This window comes from Paenibacillus sp. Marseille-Q9583, from assembly GCF_976954365.1.
The window spans coordinates 1-25,784 of the sequence record NZ_CDRJTB010000022.1; the positions used below are offsets into that span (position 1 = coordinate 1).

Annotated in this window: 24 protein-coding genes and 1 pseudogene; 1 reads left to right on the top strand and 24 read right to left on the bottom strand. The window is 43.3% G+C overall.

Features of this window, described 5'->3' with window-relative positions; genetic code table 11:
- Nucleotides 1–28 precede the first annotated feature (28 nt).
- The 18 genes and pseudogenes from ACWNM1_RS12505 to ACWNM1_RS12590 all read right to left on the bottom strand — a co-directional run.
- Nucleotides 29–190 (bottom strand): annotated as a pseudogene (locus ACWNM1_RS12505) (low temperature requirement protein A); the annotation flags it as partial.
- A 177-nt stretch (nt 191–367) separates the two neighbouring features.
- Entirely contained in the window at nt 368–1,120 is a 753-nt protein-coding gene (locus ACWNM1_RS12510; RefSeq protein ID WP_042191349.1) for an ABC transporter permease, read from the bottom strand.
- Nucleotides 1,114–1,890 (bottom strand): ABC transporter ATP-binding protein, encoded by a 777-nt coding sequence (locus tag ACWNM1_RS12515; RefSeq protein WP_449601164.1) that lies wholly within the window; start codon nt 1,888–1,890, stop codon nt 1,114–1,116. The genes ACWNM1_RS12510 and ACWNM1_RS12515 overlap by 7 nt, the downstream gene beginning before the upstream one ends.
- Entirely contained in the window at nt 1,871–2,863 is a 993-nt protein-coding gene (locus ACWNM1_RS12520; RefSeq protein WP_339243355.1) for an ABC transporter substrate-binding protein, read from the bottom strand. Before ACWNM1_RS12520 ends, ACWNM1_RS12515 begins: the two co-directional genes overlap by 20 nt.
- 246 nt (nt 2,864–3,109) lie before the next feature.
- Complete coding sequence (locus ACWNM1_RS12525) at nt 3,110–3,823, bottom strand: GntR family transcriptional regulator (RefSeq protein ID WP_449601165.1); 714 nt, start codon at nt 3,821–3,823, stop codon at nt 3,110–3,112.
- Between the two features lie 8 nt (nt 3,824–3,831).
- A complete protein-coding gene (locus ACWNM1_RS12530) occupies nt 3,832–4,848 on the bottom strand; it encodes a sugar kinase (RefSeq protein ID WP_449601166.1) in 1,017 nt (338 codons plus the stop codon).
- Nucleotides 4,841–5,593 (bottom strand): 2-dehydro-3-deoxy-phosphogluconate aldolase, encoded by a 753-nt coding sequence (dagF, locus tag ACWNM1_RS12535; protein ID WP_449601167.1) that lies wholly within the window; start codon nt 5,591–5,593, stop codon nt 4,841–4,843. Before dagF ends, ACWNM1_RS12530 begins: the two co-directional genes overlap by 8 nt.
- Before the next feature lies 1 nt (nt 5,594).
- The gene (locus ACWNM1_RS12540; RefSeq protein ID WP_449601168.1) at nt 5,595–6,698 is read right to left on the bottom strand and encodes a DgaE family pyridoxal phosphate-dependent ammonia lyase; all 1,104 of its coding nucleotides are present in this window, start codon (nt 6,696–6,698) and stop codon (nt 5,595–5,597) included.
- The gene (locus tag ACWNM1_RS12545; RefSeq protein WP_449601169.1) at nt 6,664–7,776 is read right to left on the bottom strand and encodes an amidohydrolase/deacetylase family metallohydrolase; all 1,113 of its coding nucleotides are present in this window, start codon (nt 7,774–7,776) and stop codon (nt 6,664–6,666) included. Before ACWNM1_RS12545 ends, ACWNM1_RS12540 begins: the two co-directional genes overlap by 35 nt.
- 605 nt (nt 7,777–8,381) lie before the next feature.
- Nucleotides 8,382–8,855, bottom strand: a complete 474-nt coding sequence (locus tag ACWNM1_RS12550; protein ID WP_449601170.1) for a YhcH/YjgK/YiaL family protein — start codon at nt 8,853–8,855, stop codon at nt 8,382–8,384.
- Between the two features lie 215 nt (nt 8,856–9,070).
- On the bottom strand, nt 9,071–9,925 hold the full coding sequence (locus ACWNM1_RS12555; protein WP_076300453.1) for a MurR/RpiR family transcriptional regulator: 855 nt from the start codon (nt 9,923–9,925) through the stop codon (nt 9,071–9,073).
- 23 nt (nt 9,926–9,948) lie between these two features.
- Complete coding sequence (locus ACWNM1_RS12560; RefSeq protein ID WP_449601171.1) at nt 9,949–10,821, bottom strand: ROK family protein; 873 nt, start codon at nt 10,819–10,821, stop codon at nt 9,949–9,951.
- Between the two features lie 2 nt (nt 10,822–10,823).
- Nucleotides 10,824–11,525 carry an N-acetylmannosamine-6-phosphate 2-epimerase gene (locus ACWNM1_RS12565; RefSeq protein ID WP_449601172.1) on the bottom strand — a complete coding sequence of 234 codons (702 nt, stop codon included), beginning with the start codon at nt 11,523–11,525 and terminating at the stop codon, nt 10,824–10,826.
- Nucleotides 11,526–11,549: 24 nt separating this feature from the next.
- A complete protein-coding gene (locus tag ACWNM1_RS12570; RefSeq protein WP_449601173.1) occupies nt 11,550–12,392 on the bottom strand; it encodes a carbohydrate ABC transporter permease in 843 nt (280 codons plus the stop codon).
- A gap of 13 nt (nt 12,393–12,405) precedes the next feature.
- Complete coding sequence (locus ACWNM1_RS12575) at nt 12,406–13,281, bottom strand: carbohydrate ABC transporter permease (RefSeq protein WP_042191374.1); 876 nt, start codon at nt 13,279–13,281, stop codon at nt 12,406–12,408.
- Nucleotides 13,282–13,366: 85 nt separating this feature from the next.
- Nucleotides 13,367–14,773: an ABC transporter substrate-binding protein gene (locus ACWNM1_RS12580; RefSeq protein WP_449601174.1), complete on the bottom strand. Its 1,407-nt coding sequence runs from the start codon at nt 14,771–14,773 to the stop codon at nt 13,367–13,369.
- Between the two features lie 13 nt (nt 14,774–14,786).
- Nucleotides 14,787–15,428, bottom strand: a complete 642-nt coding sequence (locus ACWNM1_RS12585; RefSeq protein WP_449601175.1) for an SGNH/GDSL hydrolase family protein — start codon at nt 15,426–15,428, stop codon at nt 14,787–14,789.
- A gap of 4 nt (nt 15,429–15,432) precedes the next feature.
- A complete protein-coding gene (locus tag ACWNM1_RS12590) occupies nt 15,433–16,344 on the bottom strand; it encodes a dihydrodipicolinate synthase family protein (protein WP_449601176.1) in 912 nt (303 codons plus the stop codon).
- A 524-nt stretch (nt 16,345–16,868) separates the two neighbouring features.
- On the opposite strand from ACWNM1_RS12590, the gene ACWNM1_RS12595 reads away from it, so the two are divergent.
- A complete protein-coding gene (locus tag ACWNM1_RS12595; RefSeq protein WP_042130754.1) occupies nt 16,869–17,054 on the top strand; it encodes a hypothetical protein in 186 nt (61 codons plus the stop codon).
- 180 nt (nt 17,055–17,234) lie between these two features.
- Here the strand turns inward: ACWNM1_RS12595 and ACWNM1_RS12600 are convergent, their stop codons facing one another.
- The 6 genes from ACWNM1_RS12600 to ACWNM1_RS12625 form a co-directional block, all read right to left on the bottom strand.
- Nucleotides 17,235–18,509, bottom strand: coding sequence for a Gfo/Idh/MocA family protein (locus tag ACWNM1_RS12600; RefSeq protein WP_449601177.1), 1,275 nt, complete (start codon nt 18,507–18,509; stop codon nt 17,235–17,237).
- A gap of 92 nt (nt 18,510–18,601) precedes the next feature.
- On the bottom strand, nt 18,602–20,284 hold the full coding sequence (locus tag ACWNM1_RS12605) for a response regulator transcription factor (protein WP_449601178.1): 1,683 nt from the start codon (nt 20,282–20,284) through the stop codon (nt 18,602–18,604).
- Nucleotides 20,285–20,297: 13 nt separating this feature from the next.
- Complete coding sequence (locus tag ACWNM1_RS12610; RefSeq protein WP_449601179.1) at nt 20,298–22,031, bottom strand: sensor histidine kinase; 1,734 nt, start codon at nt 22,029–22,031, stop codon at nt 20,298–20,300.
- Between the two features lie 45 nt (nt 22,032–22,076).
- Complete coding sequence (locus tag ACWNM1_RS12615) at nt 22,077–22,961, bottom strand: carbohydrate ABC transporter permease (protein ID WP_042191389.1); 885 nt, start codon at nt 22,959–22,961, stop codon at nt 22,077–22,079.
- Nucleotides 22,962–22,995: 34 nt separating this feature from the next.
- Nucleotides 22,996–23,901 (bottom strand): ABC transporter permease, encoded by a 906-nt coding sequence (locus ACWNM1_RS12620; RefSeq protein ID WP_449601180.1) that lies wholly within the window; start codon nt 23,899–23,901, stop codon nt 22,996–22,998.
- A gap of 89 nt (nt 23,902–23,990) precedes the next feature.
- A complete protein-coding gene (locus ACWNM1_RS12625) occupies nt 23,991–25,655 on the bottom strand; it encodes an extracellular solute-binding protein (RefSeq protein WP_449601181.1) in 1,665 nt (554 codons plus the stop codon).
- Nucleotides 25,656–25,784 lie beyond the last annotated feature (129 nt).

The following is a 25,784-nucleotide window of genomic DNA, read 5'->3' on the forward strand; positions in this document are numbered from 1 at the left end:
GAATAAATATAAAAAAAATTTAAAAAAAATATTCATGTGAGATGCTTCCCGCCTCTACATGCAACAAGACATGACTCGCTTTTGAAACTGCAGCTACAAAAAGCAGATCATAAAATAGTTCCAGCCAGGTAACTTTCTTCTCAGCAAAGGATGCTGTGCCGTGCTCAAATCCCGATATGCGCTTATTCATCGTTTTACTCCCTTAGTTTGGATGTGTATCCAATACAGTTTATCGAATACTTATCCATCTTAACCGAATTGATATACTAATTTGAAGCCCCTTTGTTTCCACTCTAAAATCACACAAAAAAAGCTCCCCTTGCCTAAAATCGACAAAGGAAAGCTATAGTTATATCTTCAACTATATTTAATTCCGCCACTTCATAAACTTGTAATCAAGATAATCAACAAGTAAGAAGAGGACAAATCCCACCAAGCTGAACAGCATAATTCCCGCATACATCTCCGGATAATCCAGTCTTAACCAAGCATCCATAATGAAAAAGCCCATGCCATGCTCAGTTCCATAAATCTCCGTGAAAAAGAGTACAGATATCGCTGTTCCAAGTGAAATACGAATCGTACTCAGAATGACCGACAGTGCACCCGGCAATGTCACATGCCAGAATTTCTGCACTGTACTTGCCCCTATACTGGTTAAGACATCATAGGTATTCTCAGGAATAGCCTTCACACCATCCCTAACGGAAATGATAATCTGGAACAAGAGAATTAGCATGATCATTAAGATTTTAGACGTTTCACCAAGTCCGAAGAATAGCATCACAACGGGAAGCAGGGCGATTTTGGGAACAGGATAGGTCAAGTAGACCACAGGGTCAAGCAGCTTATTCCAAGTCAGCGAACGTCCCATCAGAAGACCAATGAGCAGTCCAATGATTAACGCCAGCACTACCCCGGCAAAAATCCTGAACAAGCTATACCCCACATTTAAAGCAATCTCCTGACCACCTAAGTGAAACATAGCGTTATATACAGCGAATGGACTCGGCAAAATCGAATGATTCATAAGCAAATAGGCAATATACCAAACCACATTCATACAAAAGAACACAAACAACAGTCTTATTATGTGATGAATCCGATTTTTTCTCACCATATCTCCTGCATTACCTTTCTGATTCGCTTAGTCTGCTCAAAGAAATCTACACTGTCCCGCTTATCTTCATGCTTCATCTGAAATACCAATTGATTGTCGATCATTTCCGGAGCTTCTTCTTTATTAGATGGCATTACAATAATTTTCTGCCCCAGCAGAATAGCTTCTTCCACATCATGGGTAACAAATAAGGTAGTCGCCGGATGCGCTAACCAGTTATCCAAAAACAGAATCTGTAGCGTTTCCCGCGTAATCGCATCAAGTGCGGAGAAAGGCTCGTCCAGCAGTAAAATAGTGGGCAAAATGGCGAACGCTCTGGCAATTGCCACTCTTTGCTGCTGCCCTCCACTGAGTGACAGAGGAAAACGATCAGCTAAATCAGAGATTCCCATCGATGACAGCCACTGTTTAATCTGATTCTCCCGTTCTTGCTTGGATGTACTCGCAGTATGCGAGATTTTCATCGCGATTTGAATATTATCATGTACAGTCTTCCATGGAAGAAGCCCGTAGTTTTGCGGTACCAGGCCGATCAGAGTTTCTTTATCATGCACGGATTTTTCATTAAAAAGAATTTGCCCCATATAGCTTGGCAGCAAGCCCGCAATCGCCCGTAATAAAGTTGATTTTCCGCTGCCAGAGGGTCCGATGATCGTGTAAATCCCATGCTCCGGTAAAGATAGATCCATCTTTCCTAAGGCCAGTTGACCTGTCTTATACTCTACTTTAAGGTCCTTAATGACGAGTCCTTTATTTCTTGAATTGGACATCAGAAATCACATCTTCAGCCGAGATATTTTTGCTAAGCAAACCTTTTTCCCGTGCCCATGCAAATGCGGCTTCTACTTCTTTCACATCCACTTGATTGGCAGGGACATAATCAGGCACCTTGATCTCATCTTTCAACGTTTCTGGATAACCAACTTCTTTGATCACAAGATCGATATATTCGGATTGATCATGAGATTTCATATACGCTACAGCCTCGTCATAAGCAGCATACATATTTCGAATCGCATCTGCCTTAGCATCAATAGCCGTTTGTGGGAAAGCCAATACAAATGGATTCACTCCCGCTGTATGCGTGGAGCTAAGCACGCGCAAGCCTGAAGCTTTACCCATAGTTACAAATGGTTCCGGCAAAATAGCTGCATCTGCCTTATTGTTCTTAAGCAATTCTAAACGGGTAGGGATTTGTGGAACCTCAGTTACCGTAATATCATCTTCTGTCAAACCCGCTTGTTTCAGCATCATCGCCACAGTATATTGTGTGGAAGTATTTTTGGACAAAATCACGGTTTTGCCTTTCAGATCCTTCACATCTTGGATGGCGTCATTCCCAGTCAATAGATCGAATTCACCAAAAGTTGTGCTAGTGATCTTCACATCCAGCCCGGCTTCATTGTAGATAGAAATCGCAACCAAATCAGCACTGATCCCCTCTAACTTGCCTGCTTGAAAGGCGACATCACGGTCTTTTGCACTCTTGAATGTTTGGATATCCAGGTTCACTCCATGCTTCTTATCAAAACCTTGCTCATGAGCAATCACAAAAGGAATCGCATCAATCGAAGGCAGTAAGCCAAGCGACAAAGTAACAGCTTCTTTTGAGGCCTCTGCTGCGTTTCCCTCTGTCGATGCTGTATTCGTGTTATTCTTTGAACCACAACCTACTGCAAGTACAGCGACGACAACGACCATCATCGACAACATCAACATTCTTTTTAATGCTTTTTTCTTCATAAAACTCTCCTACCTCCATTAATCTTTCTATAGTAGACATGCCCCTATTCTTTGCAATCTGCAAAAGAGCATGCAAAAAGCCCTTAAGCTGTTCCAGGACGCTTCAGGTATTGTAATTTTACATCAGTCATCACAGCTTGTATATTCATAAATTTAAATAGTTATATTTATCACATACTAAGATGCAAAAAATCCGAACCATCCTGCAAGGAATCTCCCCTGCAAATTGCTCCGGATTTTCGCTAACTACACCTCATAGTTCACTACATAATTCTGCAGCTCTGTATTGTAAAAGCCTACACTATACTCAGTTACCTTGCCTAGTTCATCATAAGAATAACGAGTTCGCTTCAGCAAGGGACACTTCTTATCAAGGAGCAATATCTCCTCTACATCAGGCGGAGGAACGGCAACGGAAAATTCATCACGCAGTTTCTCTAAGGAAACGCTCCGCTCTTCAAGCAGTTCATACAAGGACTGGGCATTTAAGTCTAGTAGATCCAAATCATCCATACCATTTACTAAATAATGCGTGTAATGAACATAAGGAATATCACCCAGACTATATATGCGTTCCAAGCGTATACAACGTTCGCCGAATAAACGAAAGGCTTCGCTTTCAATTTCATTATATACTCGTTCCGCCTTCAGCCATTGCTTCCGAATTTGGTGCCCTTCATCCACTAGAATTTCCGTAAATTTTTTCCACTTGGACAGCTTGGATGATGAGGTATTACGGATCACCTTCGTCCCCTTGCCGCTCCCCTTCTCCAGAAATCCTTCTTGGACGAGCTCCTGAATGGCACCGCGTACAGTGATCTTGCTGACATTGAATTCCTGCTCTAGCTGAGGCTCGGAAGGAATATTCAATCCAATAGGATAGACTCCGTGTAGAATCCGATCCTTTATAATATTTGCAATTTGCATATATAAGGGCTTATCTTTTCGGGACAAACTCAAGAGGTTCACTACCTTTCTACATCGCCTACGGATAGAGTCATAGCTCGAAGTATATCCGCTTCTGAAGCCATGGGAGTGTCGCCCTCGACAGTGTGGGCTAACATACTAGCGGCAGCGGCAAACCGTACTGTCTGCTCAGGTGTAAATCCTGTTAGCTCGCCATGCACAATTCCGCTCGTATAGGCATCTCCAGCCCCTATTCTATCATAGACGAGAAATCTCAGCGTATCCGAAAAGAAGAAGCTCTGATTCTTATAAAGAAACCCACGCAGTGAATGTGTGTTGTCGCCATGAATACTGCGATGGGTGCCTGCAATCACCGAGATATTGTATTGCTTCGCAACTGCTGGAATCAGTTCGATCAGTTGCTCTTCGCGTTCAGCTTGTTCAGTGCTGATCCCCAAGATAAAGATCGCGTCCTTCTCATTCATCATTACGATATCGGCCAGCTGCAGCATCTCCTCGTAATGTGGCTTCGCTTGTGAATAGCCTTCCGGTCCCCACAAGGACGGACGATAGTTGCAATCAAAGATCACAGTCCCACCCTGCTGCTTGACAGCTCTAGCCAAGGATTTCATATGATGACGTACACTATCGTTCATAGCCAGCGTGATGCCGCAGAAATGGATCACATCCAGACTTCGCGCAATCTCTTCATAATTATAAGTTTCCTCAGGAGCCGTATTGAAGCTACTCTCCAGACGATTACTATAAGTCACCTTGCTTGGACGTGCACCAAATCCATTCTCCAAGAAATACAAGCCTAGATATTCTCCTCCTCGTATAACCAGCCTAGAAGAAATTCCCAGCTTTCGCAAATACGCCGCGGCAGCCTCTCCCAAAGAAGTATTCGGCAAACGTGAAATCAAAGCACCTTCATGCCCGAAGCGTGCCAGTGCAGCGCTGACATTAACTCCGGTACCAGAGAATGAATAGTTTAAGGTGTTTCCCTGTGATAGCAGCTGAACGCCCGGCACCTGCAGACGCATCATCACTTCTCCGAATGCCCCGATTCGTTTAGGCATATTTATCTGTCAGCCTCTTCATAATTCCAAGCAAATCACGCACATCCTGGGTCCGGGTCTGGCCCGATTCTTTATCGATAATGGATGAGTAGACATGCGGAATCACTTGTGGCACCCCTGCTTCAAGCGCAATCTCCAGAATAGCCTCGAAATTGTCCATATCAATTCCACCGGTTGGTTCGAGTGCGAACTCTGCCTCAGCACAGGCCTTAGCGACAGAGCGGTATTCCTCTTCACGGCTTAATCCCTCCATCGGGAAATACTTCAGTGCATTACCACCCATATCCCGAACAAGCGCAATTGCCGATGCTATAGGTACAATCGCCGCTTCACTCTGCGCAGCGCTGAAGACTCCTGTAGATATATTGACATAACCAGCGTGACCAGAAGGGGCGATCATGCTGTTGATCCAACTGTCTTTCCCACCAAGATTAGCGCGTGTAGCTCCAACCACCGGGAATGCCTGGTTAATATGACTACCCGGATAATGCTTAGCAATCTCTGCCACAATTGCCGCTTGGCGATTATCTCCTGCACCTAAGCCAATGGATACCGCATCTTCAATCTCTTGACCATATTGCTTCATGGCTGTTACGGCTTCTTCTACCGACTTATAATCTTTAGAGAGCACACCGACCAGCACATATCCTTCCGCCGCTTCATAAATCTCTTTAGCATTAGCGATATCTTTAGCGAGTACATTTAATGCGGTGCGGCCCTTATAAAAATGTTGTGAAATCGTCATCTTATTGTCCCCCTATTAATTTATGAATGCTGTCTACAATCACGTGCAGATCATCCCCCAGAAGCGGCCGTGGATCAATATCGAAATATCCCTGCTTCACTCCATAATCGCGGGTGTAGATCGCAATCTCGCCCTTCTGTAACCCCTCCACCAATTCTTTCGCCGTAATTCCAGCCTGCTGTGGATCAACCTGAACCCGGCCGCGATAGATGGCACGGCCCGCCTCGTCCTGCACAATGGTTACACGAATTCCCGGAAGATCATTCAACACCATCAATCCCTGCAAAAACGCTTTCTCGGTGTCACTCTTGTCTTCCTTGACCATGTATTCCTCTAGTGCTTGCAGCAGACCAAAGGAAGTTTCTTTACCAACCTTCATACTGCGTCCTATTCCATACAATTGGACCTTAACCCATTCCACATAATTACGTTTGCCGGCGATAATACCAGATGTAGGCCCTTCAATAGCTTTAGAACCACTATAAATCGCCAGGTCAGAGTATTTCACATATTTACAGAGGTCTTCTTCCGCTGCGGCATCTACGATTAGTGGAATGCCCCTACGGTTTGCGATCTCCCATGCTTCTTCGACGGATAACATATTTTTCTGCACTGCATGGTGGGACTTCACGTACAGAATGGCAGCCGTCTGGTCACAAATGGCATCCTCTATATGCTCGGCCCGGCCTTCATTCGCATAACCGACCTCAATTAGTTTCCCACCACCTAGATAGACCATCGTTTCCACAGGAGCTCCATACTGTACATTATGCCCCTTCAGAATGATGATTTCATTGCGTGGAATGGCTTCTTGGTGCAAACGTTCACTGCGGCGCCGATTGCCTTGGGTCAATAGCGCCGCAACGGACAATGCAATACCGCTGGAGGCTGAGTTAACGATAAGCGCTGCTTCAGCGCCGAGAATTCGTGCCGTGTAATCTCCGGCTTTATCCACCAGATCCGCTATTTCCACATAACTCTGTCCGCCTTGCTTCATCGCGTCCATCACTGTGTCAGACGGAGCTGACACCCCCAAGATACTCATTCTGCCGCTTGCATTGATTACGCGTTTAAGCCCGTATTTCGCATTTAATGAATTCCCCACCTATAACCACTCCCTTTGCATGGATTACTTTATCCGTCATTCTTTCTTCTCCTTCAGAATCAACAAGTACAGCAGACTTATGCTGTAGGGTGAAGAGAGTCAAGTTTGCAGGATCTCCCACCTGAATTCGGCCCAGCTCCGGCCTGCCCAGCCATTCCGCCGCATTGGAAGTAACCGCTGCCACAATCTCATCCAGAGCATAGCCCAAACATAGAAACTTGGAAAGTACATTAGACATGCTAAAGACAGGTCCCTTCAATCGGTTCACTCGATAGATATCCGTGCTAATCGTATTCAGTCCAATACCATTACGTTTAGCAGCCTCAGCTACCTTAAAAGAGAAGCTTGCTGTTCCATGCCCCACATCCAGATGAACTCCCCGTTCAATGGCCTCATTCAGTACCTGAAGCGGCTGACCATCCGCAGCAAACAAATTATTCTCTTTTCCGTTGAGATAATGGGTCACGATATCCTTCCGCTGCAAAAGGGGCATAACCTCTCTGATATCTGGCGGTGCTGAACCGATATGTACCATTAACGGCAGGCCAGTCTCCATTGAAAGGCTTCGTGCAATATGCAGCGGTTCAATCCCGCTCGCGCCGACAACACTCTTGCTGATCCTAGCCTTTAATCCCACGATTATCTCCCCGTAGGTTCGGACGGATTGCAGGATCTTCTCCTTATCAATCCATTCCAAGTTAGACAATTCATCAATTCTTAGCAGTCCGATCCGCGAGATATTTAAGAAAGCCAGCACATTTGTCTTAGCCTGAGACGCGTCCAGAGCCAGATCACCTATCCGATCCGCCCCGCAGCTACCAGCATCGACTAGAGTGGTCACCCCTTGCCGGACACCGATCTCATCGATCTCGTCACCATACGGATCAAATTCGCGAAAGGCATGCACATGCATATCGATCCAGCCACTGGATACGTACGCGCCTGAACCTTCCCACTCCTGCTCCCCATGCGCCGCACCTGCCGGGGTGATCTCAGCGATCTTGCCATTTTCGATTACAATGTCGATCTCTTCTCCGCTTACTCGTTTCACCTGACGGAGCACGTATCTTTCATCCATTGTTCTCACCTTTTTCCATATAACATTATAATGTTTAAAATAACACGAATAGCGCATTAAGTAAATATAACGTTATAATGTTTATACATAAAATTAAATCATCGTGTCTGGTAAATAGGGTTAAAAGGCATTTGTTAGTTTGAATTTATAGCTTACGGAGCACTTATTGTACTCTCCACAGGAATTTTCAGTGGTTTGGCGAGTAAGAACTCTAGTGTTGGTGGAGGATTTTGCTTAGGTACAACGTGTTATAGGGACAACCTCCCTATAAATTAGGTCACAGCTGTTATCTGAACAGGTTATACGGAATTTCTCCCTGTATATTTGTCAATTTCAATTAAAAACAGCCAATTTAGCTGAATTATAGGGAACAATTCCATATATTCTACCGATATGACCATATATTATAGAATTACAAGGAGTTTTTCCCTATAATTCTAGTGTTTTGACCCTGATGTAGAGAAATAGAAAGCTGTACTTCCCCGGGCAGACGATGACCGTGCATTTCCACGAATCCATGAAAGTGATCCTTTTTCATTGGATATAATTTCCTATGCAATAAAAAAGATGACTCCTTATGATTTCAGAAGTCATCTGCTCAGATTCTATGAATTTAGTAAGCCTACATGTATCTTAATAACAGCCTTCTTAATCTTCATGTCCGGTTGACCCATACCAGGTCTGTGTACATCATGCGGGAAAAAGACAGCGAACATCCCCGGCTTCAAAGTTAACAATATTTCATCGGATGACGGAGGATAAAGTGCATAATCTGCTTCGGCATCGTAAGGCTTAGTAGCCTCGATCCCTTCTTGCAGAGGGGACCAACCGATTGTTTCTTCACCTTCGATCAGATAATGCACATCAATATAAGCCTCATGCTTTTCAGCAACCTGTTCCTCCAGCGACTTCGCTTCAAGAGCCATAATCGAAACGTATATCTCGTTACCGCGGATCTCGATTCGCCCGAGATCAGGTTCGTGTTGTATGATGACTCTCAATTCCTCAATAGCCTCTACAATGACTGAATTCTCGTATCTGCTATGCTCTTCCCAAGATGACAATGAACCTAAGATCATACTATCTCATTCTCCTCACATCTCAATTATCTTAAAGAGGTTGTTCAAAAAGTCCGCTTTTGAGCACGAAGTAGCCCAAGAAGCTTACTCGACATCGAATATTGAATTCAGGCGAAACTTCCGGTGCTCACGTAGCTTCCACTACGCTCCGCTCCTCAGTTTCTACCTTCATCCAATCTTCTCGGTGTTGAAAACCATACTTTTTGAACTCGCACTTATAGGAGCTTCTCACTAACTGCTGCAGCTGTTGTTTCTTTATTGATAATGGACTGCTCACTAGTCTTTTTGAAATATTCCACATATAAAATATCCAGCAGATAGAGTTGTGAGATCTTAGCAGATAATGAACCGCCCTGCAGAGGACCCTCATTAGCACCACAAAGTAAGGTAAGGTCCGAATACGATGTTAAAGGTGACTTTTCAAATCTCGTAATGGACACCACCTTAGCGCCTCGTTCCTTCGCCTTTCTTGCAACCTCGATACTATCTTTCGTTGAACCTGAGTAAGAAATGATTACAGCTACATCTCGGTTAGACATTAGCGCCGCAGACATCATCTGAAGATGTGAATCCATCAAACATTCCGTTTTGTTTGTAATGCGCATAAATTTAATTTTAGCTTCCATCGCCGTGATTAATGAAGAGCCTACGCCGAAAAATGATACTCGTTCCGCATTTATCATATAATCAATAGCTTCATTGATCTTCTGTATATCAATTAAATTATAGGTCTCGTTCAGTGCACTTACATTTGTGGTCAGCACTTTGGAAGCTACGGCTTCAGTAGTGTCATCCATTAGAATTTGATCCGTAAGCTGCGGGATTTCATTCTCCACAGTGATACTATGAGCGAGTGCAATCTTGAACTCTTGATACCCTTTATAACTTAAAGATTTGCAAAATCGAAAAATACTTGATTCACCTACATCGCACGCATCTGCAAGATCAGTAATCGACATATAGACAACACTTCTAGTGTTCTCCAGGACGTAGTCCGCTACCTTCTTCTCCGTATTCGTCAAATTATTGTACTTGGAATGAATAGAAGAAAAAATACTGATTGTTCGCAAATAAGCCCCTCCTTTACAATGATTTAATGTGCGAATAAAGAGGAAGCGCCAAGCAAGCCTGCCTTATTCCCAAGTGAGGCCTTAACAATTCTTACACCCGCAAAACTCTCCATAATTAAAGACTTCGTCCGTTCCTCTACCCTTTGTACTAAATCTTCTTGCTCCATAACACCGCCCCCAATAATTATAGCGGATGGATTGAAAATATGAATAATTGAGGCTAAACCCACGGACACCTCAGTTACCCATGAATCCAAGATCTGTTTCAGAGCTTCGTCCCCTTTGTGAATTTTATCAAAAAGGACTTTTCCGTCTGTACATTCGGGATCTGCCTGCTGAGCCATCTTGACTAAAGCAGTAGTTGAAGCATACTTCTCATAAAAAGGCAGTCCCTCCACCGCATCTGACAATGGATGTGTCAGGATATGACCAAATTCGGCCGCCACCCCATCTGCTCCTTTATAGATTTGGCGGTTCAATACAATGGCACCACCAATGCCCGTGCCAAACGTCAAGCATAAGAAATTGTTAAAGTTCTGGGCAGCACCATAATGAGCCTCGCCTAATGCAGCTGAATTCACATCGTTCTCTACCATAACAGGTTTATGAAAATGATTAGTTACAATTTCCTTAATCTTCATCCCTGTATATCTAGGTATATTTTCGTTAGCATAGACTATAATTCCTTCTTCAGCATTGACTTGACCGGCCGTACTTATAGCAATGGCATCAAAATCATCATTTTCTGCAATTTTATCAAGCAATCTTGAGATTACATGCGGCCCTCCCAAGTGGCTCTCAGTTGCATACTCCTTAAAATTATGAACATTCCCAAGTTTATCGCATATACACATCTTGGTATTGGTACCGCCAATATCTACAGCGAGAATTCTCATTCTTATCTACCCTCTCCGGCAATAGCGTCTACAAACCTTTTGGTAATCTCCATTGGTCTTGTAATTGCTGAGCCGACAACTGCTGAATAAACACCCAGATCGAACATTGTCTTCAGTTCTGCAGGAGTAGAAACACCGCCTTCAGCTATCACAGGCACAGAGAAATTGCTTACGATTTGTTTAACTAGCTCGAAATCTGGAAGTGACCGCTCTTTTGTATACTCTGTATATCCGCTTAAAGTGGTTCCCACAAGATCAAATCCCAGTTCAACAGCCTTTGCAGCCTCCTCAAATGTAGAGCAATCTGCCATAAACAACTGATCTTTGTACGTCTCTCTAATGTTAGGAAATAGTTCTGAGATATTAGATCCATCTGGTCTAATCCGGTCCGTCGCATCCATAGCAATGATATCTACCCCTTCGCGGTAAAGCTCATCTACTTCCTTCAGGGTTGGTGTAATAAACACTTCAGAACCTTCATATACCCTTTTGATGATCCCAATGATAGGAAGATCCACTGTTTTCTTGATTTCTTGAATATCCGCTACACTATTGGCCCGAATGCCGGAGGCACCGCCCAAGTAGGCTGCATAAGCCATTCTTCCCATAATAAACGGACTATGCAGCGGTTCTTCGGGTAAGGCTTGACTGGAGACGACTAATTTATGTTTTATCTTTTTTAGTACATTATTTTCAGTATTCATCAGTAACCCACTCCACATTTTTATTTATTCTTTAACTGCTCCTGCTGTAATTCCATTGGTGAAGAAACGTTGGAATAACACGAACACTAGCAACATCGGAATTGCAGCGATGGTGGCTCCGGCCATTTTATATGCGAAATTAGGATTCAAATCCTGCATTAAGGTCGCAGTACCAACCATTAATGTTTTCATTTTGTTCTCTTGGCCTATAACCAGCTGCCACAAATAATCATTCCAGACTTGCACGAAATTCAGAATAAATAAGGCTCCAATACCAGGTTTAATAATAGGCACCATGATGCGAGTGAAGATTCTCCATTCATTTGCACCATCTATTCTCCCAGCTTCTCTTAAAGCGTTAGGCGTTAAATCGAAGAATCCTTTTAGCAGGAACACTCCAAATGCACCCGCGACGTTCGGCCAAATCATACCATTATAGGAATTCAACATTCCAAATTGCTGTGTGATCCGGAATAAAGGTACGATCATAATTTCTTTAGGGATCATCAAGCTCGATATGAAGATAATGAAGATGATATCCTTACCTTTAAAATTGATCTTTGAAAATGCATAGGCAGCCATAGCGCCTACAATAATAACGATAATCGTAGATACGCCTGACACATAAATACTATTAAACGTCCATCTCAAAGCCGGTTGGTTCTGAAATACATCCACATAGTTGGAGAATGTAATTGACTTAGGCCACCAGTCTGGAGGCATCTTCACAACATCTGAACTGTTCTTGAGCGAACTCGTGAATAACCAATACAATGGAAAAAGATTAAGGAGCGCGAAGAGGACAATGATCACATTCGATATCACATCAAACTTCTCTCTCTTCTTCTTATTTTTAATTTTCGACATGTTGTATTCCCCCTCACTTCACCTTAATCATGCTTCGCAACTGAGGCACAGATAATAACAATGTAATCACGAACATAATAACGCCTACCGCAGAAGCTACGCCGAGTTGATTGTACTTAAATGCATTATTGTAAAGGTAGTACATCAAGGTTACCGATGAGTTGTTCGGTCCGCCGCCAGTTAATAGCTGAATGACTACAAATATTTTTAGAACAGCAATAATATTGATAATCGTAATATAGGTCGTTGTGGGTCCTACAGAAGGAATGAGGATCTTCGAAATGACTTGCCATCTGCTTGCACCGTCGATTTCTGCTGCTTCAAAAAGCTCTTTAGATACACCAATCATCGAAGCAATATATAGAATAATGGCTTGGCCCACGTTAGTCGCGAAGGTCACAAAGATCACCACTGGCAAAACTGTCTTTGGATTTCCCAGAAGATTGATCGTCCCAAGACCCATATCTTTATAGATAAAAGAAATAAGTCCGTTAGCAGGATTCAGCAGGAAGCTCCACACCATACTCATAACAACCATAGATACCATGACCGGAATATAATAGCTCCCTCTTATAAAGGAAACGTACTTAGCGTTCTTATCAAATACAGCCGAGGCTACAAATAATGCAAAGCCCACTGTAAGTAGGACGATAAAGACTACGAATATAATCGTATTGAAGATCGCCTTGAAGAATACCGGATCATTAAACAATGTGGTGTAATTAGCCAGACCCACAAACTTCTCACTATCATAATTAATTTGGTATAAACTCAGGCGCATCCCTTCTAAGATCGGATAGACAAGAAAGGCTAAGAATACTATCATCTGAGGTAAAATAAACAGATAACCTGTAATATTCTCTTTTAGGTAATTACTACGTAGTTTCATATCGTTTACCTTTCTAATTAACAGCCCTTCGAGCCTCTTCAGACTCTAAAGGCTGTTAATCGTTTATTGTTTACCTGTTCTTAGATTATTGGAAAATGACAGAGCTAGCTTTATTCGTATCAATCACTTTATTACCATTGGTCTGATAATCTTGTACAAACTGTTCTGGTGTCTTTGCTCCCATGTAAAGCGCCTGTAGATCAGGGTACAAAACTTCTCTTAATTGGCTATACCCTGGAACGTTGCCCGTGAAGTTAAACAAATATTTTGAGTTGGCATCATAAGCAGCAAAGAGAGGATTCTCCGACTTAAGTTCTTCTGCCACGGAGCTTCTCACAGGAATACCATTCTTAGAGGATTTAACTAATTCAGGATCACTTGAAAAGAACTTCACGAAATCTTTAGCGACTTCAGTCTTCTTCGCATCTTTAGACTTGAATACACTAGCACCCACTACATAAGTAAAGGATAGAGGATCTCCGCTTTCAGACGGAATATTAGCAAGACGCATATCAAACTTAGGAGACGTGCCGGATTCCATATTTGCTTTTGAGCCATTGAACAAGATTGGATTGGTGAAACTGATCGCTAGCTGCTGATTCTGAAACATAGCATTGGCGTCATTGGAAGACACAGATTCTGCACCTGGATTTGTATATCCGCCGTCATATAGTTTTTTCAACCATGTAGCAGCTTTAACACCATTCGCATCATTCAGAATAATGTTTCCTTGATCGTCAAAGAACTTATTGCCGAACATTCTTAAGTATGCAAGGTTCCAAGTATCTCCTTGGTTATTCACAGCGTACAGTGCCATTGGATAAGCATTAGAATATTTATCCTTCGGAAGATCATTTTTCAGACCATCCAAGATTTGTTGATATTCATCCAAGTTCCAAGTCTTAATTTCGGACTCTCCACCGACGAACTTTTCTAAACCAGCGGCTTTAAACATGTCTGCGTTGTAGACCAAAGTGCCTGGATTGTGTTGGAATGGGTAGAAGTACACATCTTTTCCGAACGTTACTGCATCCCAGTAATTTTGTGCGATATCGCTTTTTGCGTCCTCATCGATGATGTCAGTCAAAGGCTCCAAAGCTCCACGGTGAACATAATCGCCCATTGGGAATACGCTTTCAAAGAAGACATTTGGTGGCGTTCCTCCGCTCAAGTTAACATTTAGGAGTTGGTCGCGCTGATCTCCGGCAATGACTTCGACCTGAATGTCAGCATCATATTTATCATATTGTGCCTTGAATTTCTCAGCAGCAGCCTTAAGGAAGCTATCATAGTCAGCACCTTGTTCCGTTGCATCCACAATACCCTTCCACTGAGGGGTCAGCCATACTTTAATCGCCACTTTTTCCTTGCCAGATTTAGCAGTATTATCGGATGTATTAGAGCTTGCTGCGTTGTTACCAGAGCATCCTGAAATCAGTGAAATAATTACCATTAATGCAACCATTGTCGAAAGTAAACGTTTCTTCTTCATTTTAAATCCTCCCCTATTCTAGTATCCGTTTGACATGATATTTCACTAAATCAGCCATGTTCCGATGTCCTTGTATATCAAGATGCATGTAATCTATTTCATTCATCGATACATATTCTCTGGAATCAATAAAGTGGATATCTGTCCCCGAAAGCAAAGCTGCAAGATGCTGAGAGAGCTCCAAAGATTTCTCGCTACAATTACTTCCCATTGGCTTACCAATAGGCGTATTCAAATACTCTGCCCCAATGGGGGGAGGAGCGATCACAAGCACTTTTGGAGCTTTCCCGGCTGGACCTGCCCCGCTCCCTCTAGCTTTATGAGCGAGTCTAACAATACCTTGTGCGATGTTATAAGAAGTTAGTGCAAATCTTTCTTTCGTATCATTCGTCCCAAGCATGATCACCACCAAATCAAGTGGTGCATGTGACATGAGACATGGATAGAGATAAGATATTCCGGCTAACCCTTCAAATAGCGGATCGTCACTAACACTGGTTCTACCAGGAAGCCCTTCCTCTATGATTCGGTAAGTGTTGCACACTTCTGATTGTAGAAGTCCGGTCCAACGTATTTCATCATTAAACCTATGGTCTGTCTCTGCGTCGTAGCCCCAAGTATTAGAATCACCAAAGCATACGATGGTTCTCTTCATTGCATTAACCACAATATTTTTCGATCGCTTGATCAATCAAATTCATAATGTCTGCGATTGGACCCGCATCTTCAGCGGCTACCCCTTCAAGCGGTGCTCTTACACTACCAATGTTTACGCCTCTTAATCTCAGAACCTCTTTAATTTCCGCATACATAGAACCCTTGAGGGAACAAAGCGCGATGATGATATCGTTGATATCACTTTGAAGTTGTCCTGCTTCCTCAAACTTGCCGGCAAGTACAAATGCATTAGCTTGCAAGAACAGCTCTGGCATAACTGCATAAGTACCACCAATGCCAGCATCGGCTCCCATGATTCTTCCCGCAACATACTGTTCATCCGGTCCATTAAAGACCACTACATCTTTTCCACCCACTCTTTTGAAGCGTTCAATATCCATAGGTGGCATAGAAGAATTCTTAACGCCGATAACTTTTTTATTAGTAAGCAGTTTCTCGAATAAAGCTGGAGTTAGTGTATATCCCGTAGTCTGAGGAATGTTGTAGATAATGAACGGTAGAGGAGTTGCCTCCATAATATCGCTCCAATATTTAGTTACTGCACTATCAGGTAATTTGAAATATATAGGTGGGATTGCGGATAGTGCATCATATCCTAAGCTCGCCGCATGTTTTGCTAATTCGATACTATCTCTAGTGGAAGGGGCTCCTACATGAGCAATCAGTGTCATTTTACCTTTCAGGTTACTAGCTACATAGCTAAGTACCGCTTTGCGTTCGTCCAGACTCTGGTAAATACATTCTCCAGAACTGCCTCCCACATAAACACCTTGAACTCCTTTTTCAAATAAGTAATCACATAAGGCATGTGTCCGGGATTCAGAAATATTTCCTTGATCGTCATAGCAAGCATAGAAGGCAGGTATAATTCCGTGGAACTTGTTGAGTGTCATTGATAATCCCCCTTAAGATGTGAGCGGTTTCTTTTCTACATATTCAAGATATCACTTAAATTCGATTCTGTAAATTATTTTCTCTATTTTTTTAAAAATAAAATTTATTTCCACCAGAAGAACGATCATACTAGAAAAATAGTTTCATTTAAGTAAACGCCCATAAAATAAGACCTTATTTTCCAATTAAAAATAGAATATCGGACGATATATGCAGCTCTAGTTATTATCAGAGTAACACTATCTACGACCTTAAAGTCATCCGCCGGATTGGTAATTACTAGAAATCTATTTGCATCTCTTAGGGGCAATAGATTATCCATTTAAATCTAATATAAGTGTCTCCTACAAGGAGACACTTTTCTCCACAGGAAGAACAAACCCTAATTAACACACAATGTTCACTTAAAAACTGTGTTTTTCACGTGGACACAGCTTTAAAAAACTAATTCCTATGATATAATGAAAGCGTAACCAGAACAATACAAAATATATTGTTTCTTCGCCAAAGGAGGCTGGAGGAAATGCTAGCAGGTCTTAAAGAACTTAAAAATTGGGTAACGGAAAATTGGAATCCAACGATGAATTCAGGTAATGAGGATTATCAAAAAATGGAATATTCTGTGCAACGCCACTTGCACACTCCAAGATCCCCAAAACCACTCACCTATGAAGAAGAAGCTCGTATCAAGACTGTTAAATTCCATTAATCTCACCACCTTTAGATACAGATTGACCCTATAATAGAATTTTGTCCTAAGGCCGCAGATCCGGAAGTCATTCCAGTAGAGCGGTCTTTTATTATGCCTTGAGATTATGTACCAAAAAAACCTCCCTCTCCATGACGGCATCCCATCACTTCGAAAGAGGCTTCCTAGTATCATTTGATCTTATACAGACATTTCTCCTTTCTTCTGCAAGTCCGAAAGCTTGACCGCCTGACCTGCGTTCAATCTCGAATGTTCCGACGCGAATGCGATCAAATGACTCTGCAGGGATGCCGTCGCCGAGGTCAAACCTTGCGATGGATTGCTGTCGAATTGACGCACATTCCGCAGGAATGAGCTTACCATACGGTCATCGCCGCCTCCATGACCATCGCCTTCCACATTGCAGCCAATCTCAACCTTCTCGCCCGATACATAGCGGTACAGCGTGAAAGATCCTTTGTCCATATCCCCGATGATCTCGCCTTGTGTTCCCATAATTTGAACCCGACGCGCGCCGCTCTGTGTCAGCCCTGACATGATGAATGATGCATTCGCTCCGTTCTCGAACTCCATGTTGACTACCTGGTGATCTACGACATTATTATCGCAGCGATACACACAGCGACCCCACGGTCCTTCCTTTAGCGCCTTCAAGATCCCCTCTTGCGATAAATCATTCGTCATATAGCGTGCCCAAGGGTGTTCCGGGGGCTGAATATATATTTTCATCGCCGAGAAGGCGCATTCCTTCTCAACCTCACAGCCGTTGATACAGCGATCCGCGGAGCCTTCCGGAGCGTTCTCCGCCCTGAAATGCAGTAATGATCCGTACGAGCTCACGCTTGTACACGGTTGATTCATAAGCCATGAGATGAGATCCAGATCATGGCATGATTTGGCCAGGATCATGGGACTCGTCTCCTCCGAATTGCGCCAATTCCCGCGGACATAGCTGTGTGTCATATGCATGTAGCCCACATTTTCGGTTAATTGAATCGTACCTATCGTTCCGAGTTCACCGTCTTCGATGCATTTTTTGATCCCAGACCAGAACGGGGAATATCGCAGGACATGGGTTACGACGAGCATTCGCTTATACCGAAGCGAAGCTTGCTCCAATTCGATGCATTCTTCCATGGAAGGAGACATCGGCTTCTCTAGCATGACATGATAGCCTAGCTCCATCGCTTTCATCGCTGGTATATAATGCATCCGATCGAGCGTAGCAATTATCATCACGTCCGCAATTTTACCCTGATCGAATACTTTCTCCCAAGAATCGTAGACATGTTCTGGGGCAATTCTATGAATCTCTGCAAATCGATTTCTACGTTCATTATCCGGCTCAGCTACGGCAACAATCTTTAATTCATTCGGGAACTTCTCCGCGTAGGGCCCATAAATATATCTTCCTCGACTGCCAGCGCCAAGTAATACAGCTGTTAATGTTCTCAAGACTACTCCTCCTCTTGCGCACCTAGTGTACTTCCATTGTAAGGCGGTAGGAACAGAGGCAAAAGAGATCGTTTCTGACATTTCATATACATTTATTGACCTTGATTCTGTATATGGATCCTTGCCATACGGAAATCTTGCGGCGTCGTTTCGTTCTGCTTCTTGAAGAAGCGAATAAACGCAAGCGCTGAGTTGTACCCCAGGGCAGCAGCAATTTCGTTCACTTTCATCGATGTGTTGAGCAGCATATCTTTGGCGATCAGGTTACGATAGTCGTTCACATATTTAGATAATCCCATTCCAGTGATTTGCTTATAAAGTCGGGACAAATAAGATGGGTTCAAGCTCACGTAATCGGCCAGCGCATTTAAGGAGATATCAGTGGAAATATGTTCTTCAATATATCGATGTACTTTATTCACGACCTCTGTCGGCAATTGCGTACCCCGCAGCGCATTCCATTCGAAGAAGCAATCCGCCATTTGTGAGAAGTATTGAATCAGCTCCGACCATGATGCGGAATCTCCATAGCGATATAACTTATCCAGATCCATCAGCGTATTGATGTAATCCCGAATTTCCCGATTCTTATGGATATAGAACAGAAAAATAGCTGAAAGCGAATGATACAGTTCGATCTTCCGCTCATTCGGCGACTCCTCATCATTCCAAATGGACGTTAGTTCGGCATACAGCTTGTTGAATTGCTCCCGATGATTATTCTCGAGACAAGACATCAGCAATTGAACACGGGCGTGATAGAAGGCATCGTGGTAGTTCCCACTCAGATCACCGTTTACTTCTCTTTGAATGTCTTTATCGGTCAATATGACCTCATTAAATAATCCATGTCCTTGTACCAGGCCGTATTTGATCGAGTGAAACCGATCAGATATGTTATCCCATGTCGTTGCTTCACTTCCAAGAAGGAAAGAAACCGATAAACTCAGCAATCTCTTGCAATTTCCCTGCACAGTCTCCAGAATACCGCTCGTATACCGATGAGCTCTGATCCAATCCTGATCCCCGTATTCGATAGACGATCCATCCGGGATTTTCGGTTGAATCATCCAGATGATTTTGGATAACTCGAATACAACGGAATAGCATCTGACCTGCGTGGACAAATACTCATCGCAAATGTTCTGTACGGCGTAAGTCAATAACGCTTTATCCGGCGTCGTGAACATTTCTTTCCATGCGTCTACCCTGCCTATGAGCAAGTAAACCGGCAATGTTGCATCAAGCGGGATATCGATTTCTTTGAACGCCTGCTTTAATTGGCTATCCGATACATGCTTGCCTTGAAAGAGCTCCCACACATATTCTTTTTGCAGGGAGGGCAATGCCAGTCTCATTTTGGATTGCGCTCTAGCGATCATCTGTTCTTGGTTATTTTCTTCTTCAATTTTCTCAATCGCCCGTTCTACGGACTGAATAATTTTCTCATCACTTTCGACCTTCAGAATATAATCGAACCCACCGTACGTAATTGCGCTCTTTGCATAATGAAAATCATTGTATCCTGTTAAGAAAATAACTTTGCAGGCCGGCCACTGGGATTTGATTTCCCGAAGCAGCTCAATCCCTTCCAGTCCAGGCATCTTAATGTCGGAAATCACGATATCAATACGATGATGAGACAGTACCTCCAGTGCTTCTTCACCTGAATATGCCTTCATAACCTCGAGTTGTAAATGATCGGTCTCATTGAATAGCTCCAGAAGACCATCGACAATAATGGGAAGGTCATCGACGATTAGCAGTCGGTACATGCTGATTCCTCCTCTAGTTCGCGCTCAGATTGATTCTTACTTGAAGTCCACCAAGAGCAGAACGTGACACTGTAATGCCATATTCCTCACCGTACCGCAGTTGTATTCTGCGATGCACATTTATGATTCCGGTTGTTTCCTCCATCCGAGTGGTGGATTGACGCAGCCGTTTCTGAAGTTGTTCGATCTCCGCATCGGAGATGCTTCGGCCGTTATCTTCGACATAGATGGAGAATACATCACCCACCCGCTCACAATGAACCCATAGCTCACCCTGCTGAATCATATTGCCCAAGGCATGCTTATAAGCATTTTCGATGATCGGCTGCAGAATCAGCCTCGGCACGAAGAGATCGGGAACATCACCTTCGAACTTGACTTGAATACGGTCTCCGTAACATATGGTTTGCATGTCTACATACGTGCGAGAATGATTGACCTCCAGCCCCAGCGGAATATCATCCTCGTCATCACGAGTAATGAACTGAAAATATTGTCCGATGTACAGGCAGAATTGATAAGCCTTTTCCTTCTGATTCTCGGATTTAATTAACCGGCACAATACAAAAAAACAATTATATAAAAAATGAGGATTAATTTGCGATTGCAATCGTTTCAGTTCGGAACGCTGGTTCCTGATTTGCTGCTCGTAATTTTCCTCGATTAGTGTTTTCAAGGATCGGATCGTAGTATTAAAAGCTTGGTACAAATACCCGAACTCATCGGCTCCACGATCGATCACGATCGGTTCCAGCCTATTCTGCTGAACGCGCCGAAAGGAATGCACAAGTTTCATTAATGGCCGATAGATAAATCGTAATAGAAAGTAGGAGAAGAAAACGACAATACCCACAGCTAGCGCGCAAGCCCACCAGAACAATGTTCGATAGATCTCAAGAGAACCCAAAATCGTCTCTTCGGGAATGCACATAATCGAATAGGAATTCCAGAGACTGGAGTATTTATATACCGTAAGAAACCGCTTACCATTATACATAATCGTTTCGTATCCTTCGTCTTTTTGCAATCCCCGCTTATCCGCAGCGAAGGATTTCATTTGTTCCAGCAGTTCCGGATCCATGTCACTCTCGATCTCCCAACCACGTTCCAGATTGAGCAATACGCTCTGTCCGCCACGCGAGCTGCCGATTTGAGATAACGTTTCTCTGATTTTGGTAGTCGATAATTCAACCGCTACGATATAAATCGGATTTTTAACGGTATTAATGGGGTATTGCATGGAAATAAATAATCGATCGTTCCAGTAAATGAAAGGTTCTTCGTATAATCTCTTGTTTTGCTGCATAGAAGCATATTCCTGCTTATTCATCGAAGTTTCAAATTTATTGCTAAGAATCGTTCGGTCGATAAGAGGGATATACGCCCTTGCTTCTTGAATAAATGGACTTGAGTTCTTCATCAATTCAAGACGTCTTTGGATATCTAATATTTTTTGCGCACGATCGTAATAACTCATGTAATTGCCTGTAGTTGCAATTTCCATCAAGTCTTTGTCCATCACATAGTTCGGCAAATAACGGCTGATCCGGTCTGCTTCCTTGTCGAGTGAATCCAGATAGAATCGAGTCGTATTTAGAATAGACTCGGAAATTTCACTCCGAATATTGTCCGAACCCTTCTCATTAATCAACCAGGTAATCGCCATGAGCGGAAACAAGGCTGCCAGAAAGGCAGCCATTATTTTCTGAAATATAGAGGAATCTTTAATCAAGAATCGGATTTTCATCGTTTGTTCTCCTGCAATGCAATGTCTTAGTTTGAGTGCCCTATTTTATTCTTTGACACTCCCCATCACAATTCCTTTAATGAAGAATCGCTGCAAGAACGGATACACGATTAGAATCGGAAATGCTGCTACGAAAATTTGAGCGGCTCTGCTCGTACGATCGGACAATTTGATCATTAATTCTGCCCTCTCAGGTTTAATAAAGCGGAAATCCATTTTGATAATGATCGTCTGTAGGAAGGTCTGCAGCGGATAATTCTCGGGATGATTCATGTAAATCATACCGTCAAACCAGCTATTCCAATGTCCCACCATGGTGAAAAGACCTGTCGTTGCCAATGCCGGCAACGATAGCGGCACATATATTTTCCATAAGGTAGTAAATTGACCCGCCCCATCGAGCAGCGAAGATTCCTCAAGTTCTTTGGGCAGACTGCGATAGAAATTCAGCAGTAGAATAACGTTGAACACCGTGACCGCTCCCGGCAGCACCAAAGCCCAGATTGTATCGAGCATCCCAAGGTTCTTCACGGTTAAATAGTTTGGAATAAGCCCGCCACTGAATAAAATCGTGAATACGAAGAACCATGAATAGAAGGTCCGCAGCCGAAATTGGCGAGAATCTTTGGATAATGGATAGGCCGTGATTATCGTCAGGAACATGCTGATTGTCGTTCCCATAAGGACCCGCTGAATCGATACCCAGAATGCGCGTAAATATTCAGGCTTTCCAAATACGTTAGCATAAGCAGCCGTTGTGAATTCAACTGGCCACAGGATGACTTTTCCGGCGGATGCTGCCTGCCCGGAGCTAAACGAGAGCGCCAAAATATGAATAATAGGCATGAGGCATAACAAAGATACGGATGCCAGAAAAATGAAATTACATATCAAAAACAATTTCCTTCCGAATGATCTGTTAGTACGCACGATGTGTCTCCCTTCTGAATTACCGACAATTGCATTAGAAAATGCGGTAATTCGCTACACGATAGGCTAAGATATAGGACATAGATACGAATATGAAAGAGATGACGGATTTCAGCAGTCCTACGGCCGTAGCGAAACCGAACTGTGCTTGCTCAATCCCCATACGATATACGAAGGTGTCGATAATATCCGCGCTCTCATAGACCGGAGGACTGTACAGGTTGAAGATTTGATCAAATCCGGCATTCAGCACATTCCCGATACTAAGCGTAAACATGAGAACGATAATAGGAAGCATCCCCGGCAGCGTCACATGTAACGTCTGCTTAAAGCGTCCTGCGCCGTCGATCTCCGCTGCCTCGTACAGTGACGGATTAATACCGGTAAGCGCAGCCAGATAGACAATCGTACCAAATCCGAACTCTTTCCATACATCCGATATGACCATGACATAAGGGAACCATTTATTGTCTCCCAGGAAAAAAACAGGGTCGATACCAAACAAGCCAAGCACTTGATTGAGAATACCGGAAGATGGAGACAATACATCGATTAAAATACCGCTTAACAAGACCCATGATAGAAAATGCGGCAAGTACACGAGCGTCTGAAAGGTCCGTTTGACCCATTCTTTCCGCAGCTCATTCAGAAGTATCGCTATGGTGACCGGAACGATCATACCTGCTACAATTTTCATCACCGCAATGTATACTGTATTGAAGAATATCCGACCGATATCGGGGTAATCCATCAGTAACTGAAGGTTTTTAAGACCAATAAATGGTGAGCCGAACAACCCTTTATTCGGTACGTATTTCTGAAAGGCCATCATAATGCCGGCCATCGGGATATAACTGAAGATGAGCACCAATACGATCCCAGGAACCAACATCAAGTGAAGCGGCCACTCCCTTTTCCACATACGCGTTAATACATTCATGCCATCCACCTCGCTATAGGACTAAAAATGAAGAACTAGGTTAAAGAAAAGAGAGGTCGTTTGTGTTCAACCCCTCGATTCTCCTGCTATCATTGTTTGTGAGTCGCGTACCATTCATTGACTTCTTTGGTCATTTCGTCGCCGCCAAGCTTTTTCCACTCTTCTACGAATTTATCGAATTCATCCACGGATACTTGATTCATCATAATCTTGAAGTATACTTCATCCCGCTTCTTCTTCAGGATTTCTTGTCGATCTGCCATGGTTGGAGTCGGTGCGCCATAGAATTTGTTTTGTAGGTACTGTTTATTGTTCTGAATTTCAGGAACAAGTGAATATGCACCTTTTGGACCTGAGATCAGATATTCCCACCACATGTTGATATCGGTACCGTCAACATACTTCATGGCACGCTCGTAACGAGTTTTTTGATCTTTCGTCTCCAAAATGCTCTCGTCTTTGTTCTCGATCGCTTTTGGCAATATTTCACCGTTATTATCCTTTTGTTTACCAACACGAAGCGGGCTTAGAAGCCAGTAGTTGTTGCCTTTCTCCTTCAGGTCTTTACCATACTCATACACTTTCTGTTCTGGCGTCGGATGATTATCCACGACAATCCAATGGTTCAGCAATTTAATAACGCCTTCCGGATGCTTCGCTTGCTTGGAGATAACATAATATTCGTCAACACCCAAACCTATCTGCGATAGTGCAGGTTCGCTATCCACCGATGGAATCGGGAATACACCCCACTCTTGTACGACTTTACCATCCTTTACTGCGCCTTTAGCGAGCTGAGCCGGTACCCAAGACTGGCCGTATACGATACCTGCGTTGTTGTTATAGAGGAGCTCTGCTGCTTTCTCCACATCTTTAACGACGAACTCAGGATCAATTAATCCTTTCTTGAACATTTCCTGCAGCGCCATAAGTGCGTCTTTCACTTGAGGCTGAATGTCACTGTTGACCAAATTGCCATTTCCGTCTTCCATCCAAAGATTTTCATAAGCATGGTAACTATTCAAGAATGCTATTAGTCCTGTAACAGCTGTGGACTGGTTGTTAAATGGATCCTTGCTAATTACAATTCCATACGGTTTCCCAGTGCCGCCTGGATCTTTTGTTTTGAACGCTTCTGCGATCGTCAAGAGATCCGCCATCGTCTTCGGTTCCGGCAGGTTCAATTTCTTCAGCCAGTCCGTGCGTACATAGAGGAACTGATACTGGAACGGATTATAAGAACTTGGAATCCCCATGAGTTTACCGTCGAAAGTGGCGGTCTTCAGTTGCATTCCGCCATCCATCGACAAGAATTTCTTCGTCTCATCCGTCGCATTCTTGTCATATACGTCCGTGATATCCATAATCATATCCGCTTCGGTCAGTTCTTTCAGCTGTGTAGCATTAACCTTCATGAAGTCCGGAAGATCATTGGAGGCGATGGACATTTTCACTTTCTCCTTGAATTGAACGTCATCGGCGGACACCCATTTATTCTTGAGCTTCACGCCGATATCTTTCTCATACGCATCATAGACCGAGTTCTTCTCAAAGCTTTCGCCCTCGTCGAATTTGAGATACTGATCACTTGCCGAAACTGTTGAAACTTCAATCACTTCATTTTTTTGTTCCACAGGTGTCTCAGGCTGCTTCTCAGGCTGCTTCTCCCCTTCATTTGTGGTTTTGCCGCATGCCGTGATAGTTAAACTTAGGATCAATGCGACGATCAGAAGTATTCTACTTTTTTTCTTCATATTACCCCTCCACATGGTCTCAAAATAGGTCGTGCATCTACTTCATGCAGCTTCTCTTCCTAGTTCTAGTATAGGAAAGGGAATGACCCCCATCTATATACTAGTCTTTACTTTCGTATACACCTCTTG

Excerpts from the sequence above, each read along its gene's own strand:
- ACWNM1_RS12510 (WP_042191349.1), bottom strand. The coding sequence starts at position 1,120 with ATGGTGAGAAAAAATCGGATTCATCACATAATAAGACTGTTGTTTGTG.
- ACWNM1_RS12515 (WP_449601164.1), bottom strand. The coding sequence starts at position 1,890 with ATGTCCAATTCAAGAAATAAAGGACTCGTCATTAAGGACCTTAAAGTA.
- ACWNM1_RS12520 (WP_339243355.1), bottom strand. The coding sequence starts at position 2,863 with ATGAAGAAAAAAGCATTAAAAAGAATGTTGATGTTGTCGATGATGGTC.
- ACWNM1_RS12530 (WP_449601166.1), bottom strand. The coding sequence starts at position 4,848 with ATGCCTAAACGAATCGGGGCATTCGGAGAAGTGATGATGCGTCTGCAG.
- dagF (WP_449601167.1), bottom strand. The coding sequence starts at position 5,593 with ATGACGATTTCACAACATTTTTATAAGGGCCGCACCGCATTAAATGTA.
- ACWNM1_RS12545 (WP_449601169.1), bottom strand. The coding sequence starts at position 7,776 with ATGGATGAAAGATACGTGCTCCGTCAGGTGAAACGAGTAAGCGGAGAA.
- ACWNM1_RS12550 (WP_449601170.1), bottom strand. The coding sequence starts at position 8,855 with ATGATCTTAGGTTCATTGTCATCTTGGGAAGAGCATAGCAGATACGAG.
- ACWNM1_RS12560 (WP_449601171.1), bottom strand. The coding sequence starts at position 10,821 with ATGAGAATTCTCGCTGTAGATATTGGCGGTACCAATACCAAGATGTGT.
- ACWNM1_RS12565 (WP_449601172.1), bottom strand. The coding sequence starts at position 11,525 with ATGAATACTGAAAATAATGTACTAAAAAAGATAAAACATAAATTAGTC.
- ACWNM1_RS12570 (WP_449601173.1), bottom strand. The coding sequence starts at position 12,392 with ATGTCGAAAATTAAAAATAAGAAGAAGAGAGAGAAGTTTGATGTGATA.
- ACWNM1_RS12575 (WP_042191374.1), bottom strand. The coding sequence starts at position 13,281 with ATGAAACTACGTAGTAATTACCTAAAAGAGAATATTACAGGTTATCTG.
- ACWNM1_RS12580 (WP_449601174.1), bottom strand. The coding sequence starts at position 14,773 with ATGAAGAAGAAACGTTTACTTTCGACAATGGTTGCATTAATGGTAATT.
- ACWNM1_RS12585 (WP_449601175.1), bottom strand. The coding sequence starts at position 15,428 with ATGAAGAGAACCATCGTATGCTTTGGTGATTCTAATACTTGGGGCTAC.
- ACWNM1_RS12590 (WP_449601176.1), bottom strand. The coding sequence starts at position 16,344 with ATGACACTCAACAAGTTCCACGGAATTATACCTGCCTTCTATGCTTGC.
- ACWNM1_RS12595 (WP_042130754.1), top strand. The coding sequence starts at position 16,869 with ATGCTAGCAGGTCTTAAAGAACTTAAAAATTGGGTAACGGAAAATTGG.
- ACWNM1_RS12605 (WP_449601178.1), bottom strand. The coding sequence starts at position 20,284 with ATGTACCGACTGCTAATCGTCGATGACCTTCCCATTATTGTCGATGGT.
- ACWNM1_RS12610 (WP_449601179.1), bottom strand. The coding sequence starts at position 22,031 with ATGAAAATCCGATTCTTGATTAAAGATTCCTCTATATTTCAGAAAATA.
- ACWNM1_RS12620 (WP_449601180.1), bottom strand. The coding sequence starts at position 23,901 with ATGAATGTATTAACGCGTATGTGGAAAAGGGAGTGGCCGCTTCACTTG.
- ACWNM1_RS12625 (WP_449601181.1), bottom strand. The coding sequence starts at position 25,655 with ATGAAGAAAAAAAGTAGAATACTTCTGATCGTCGCATTGATCCTAAGT.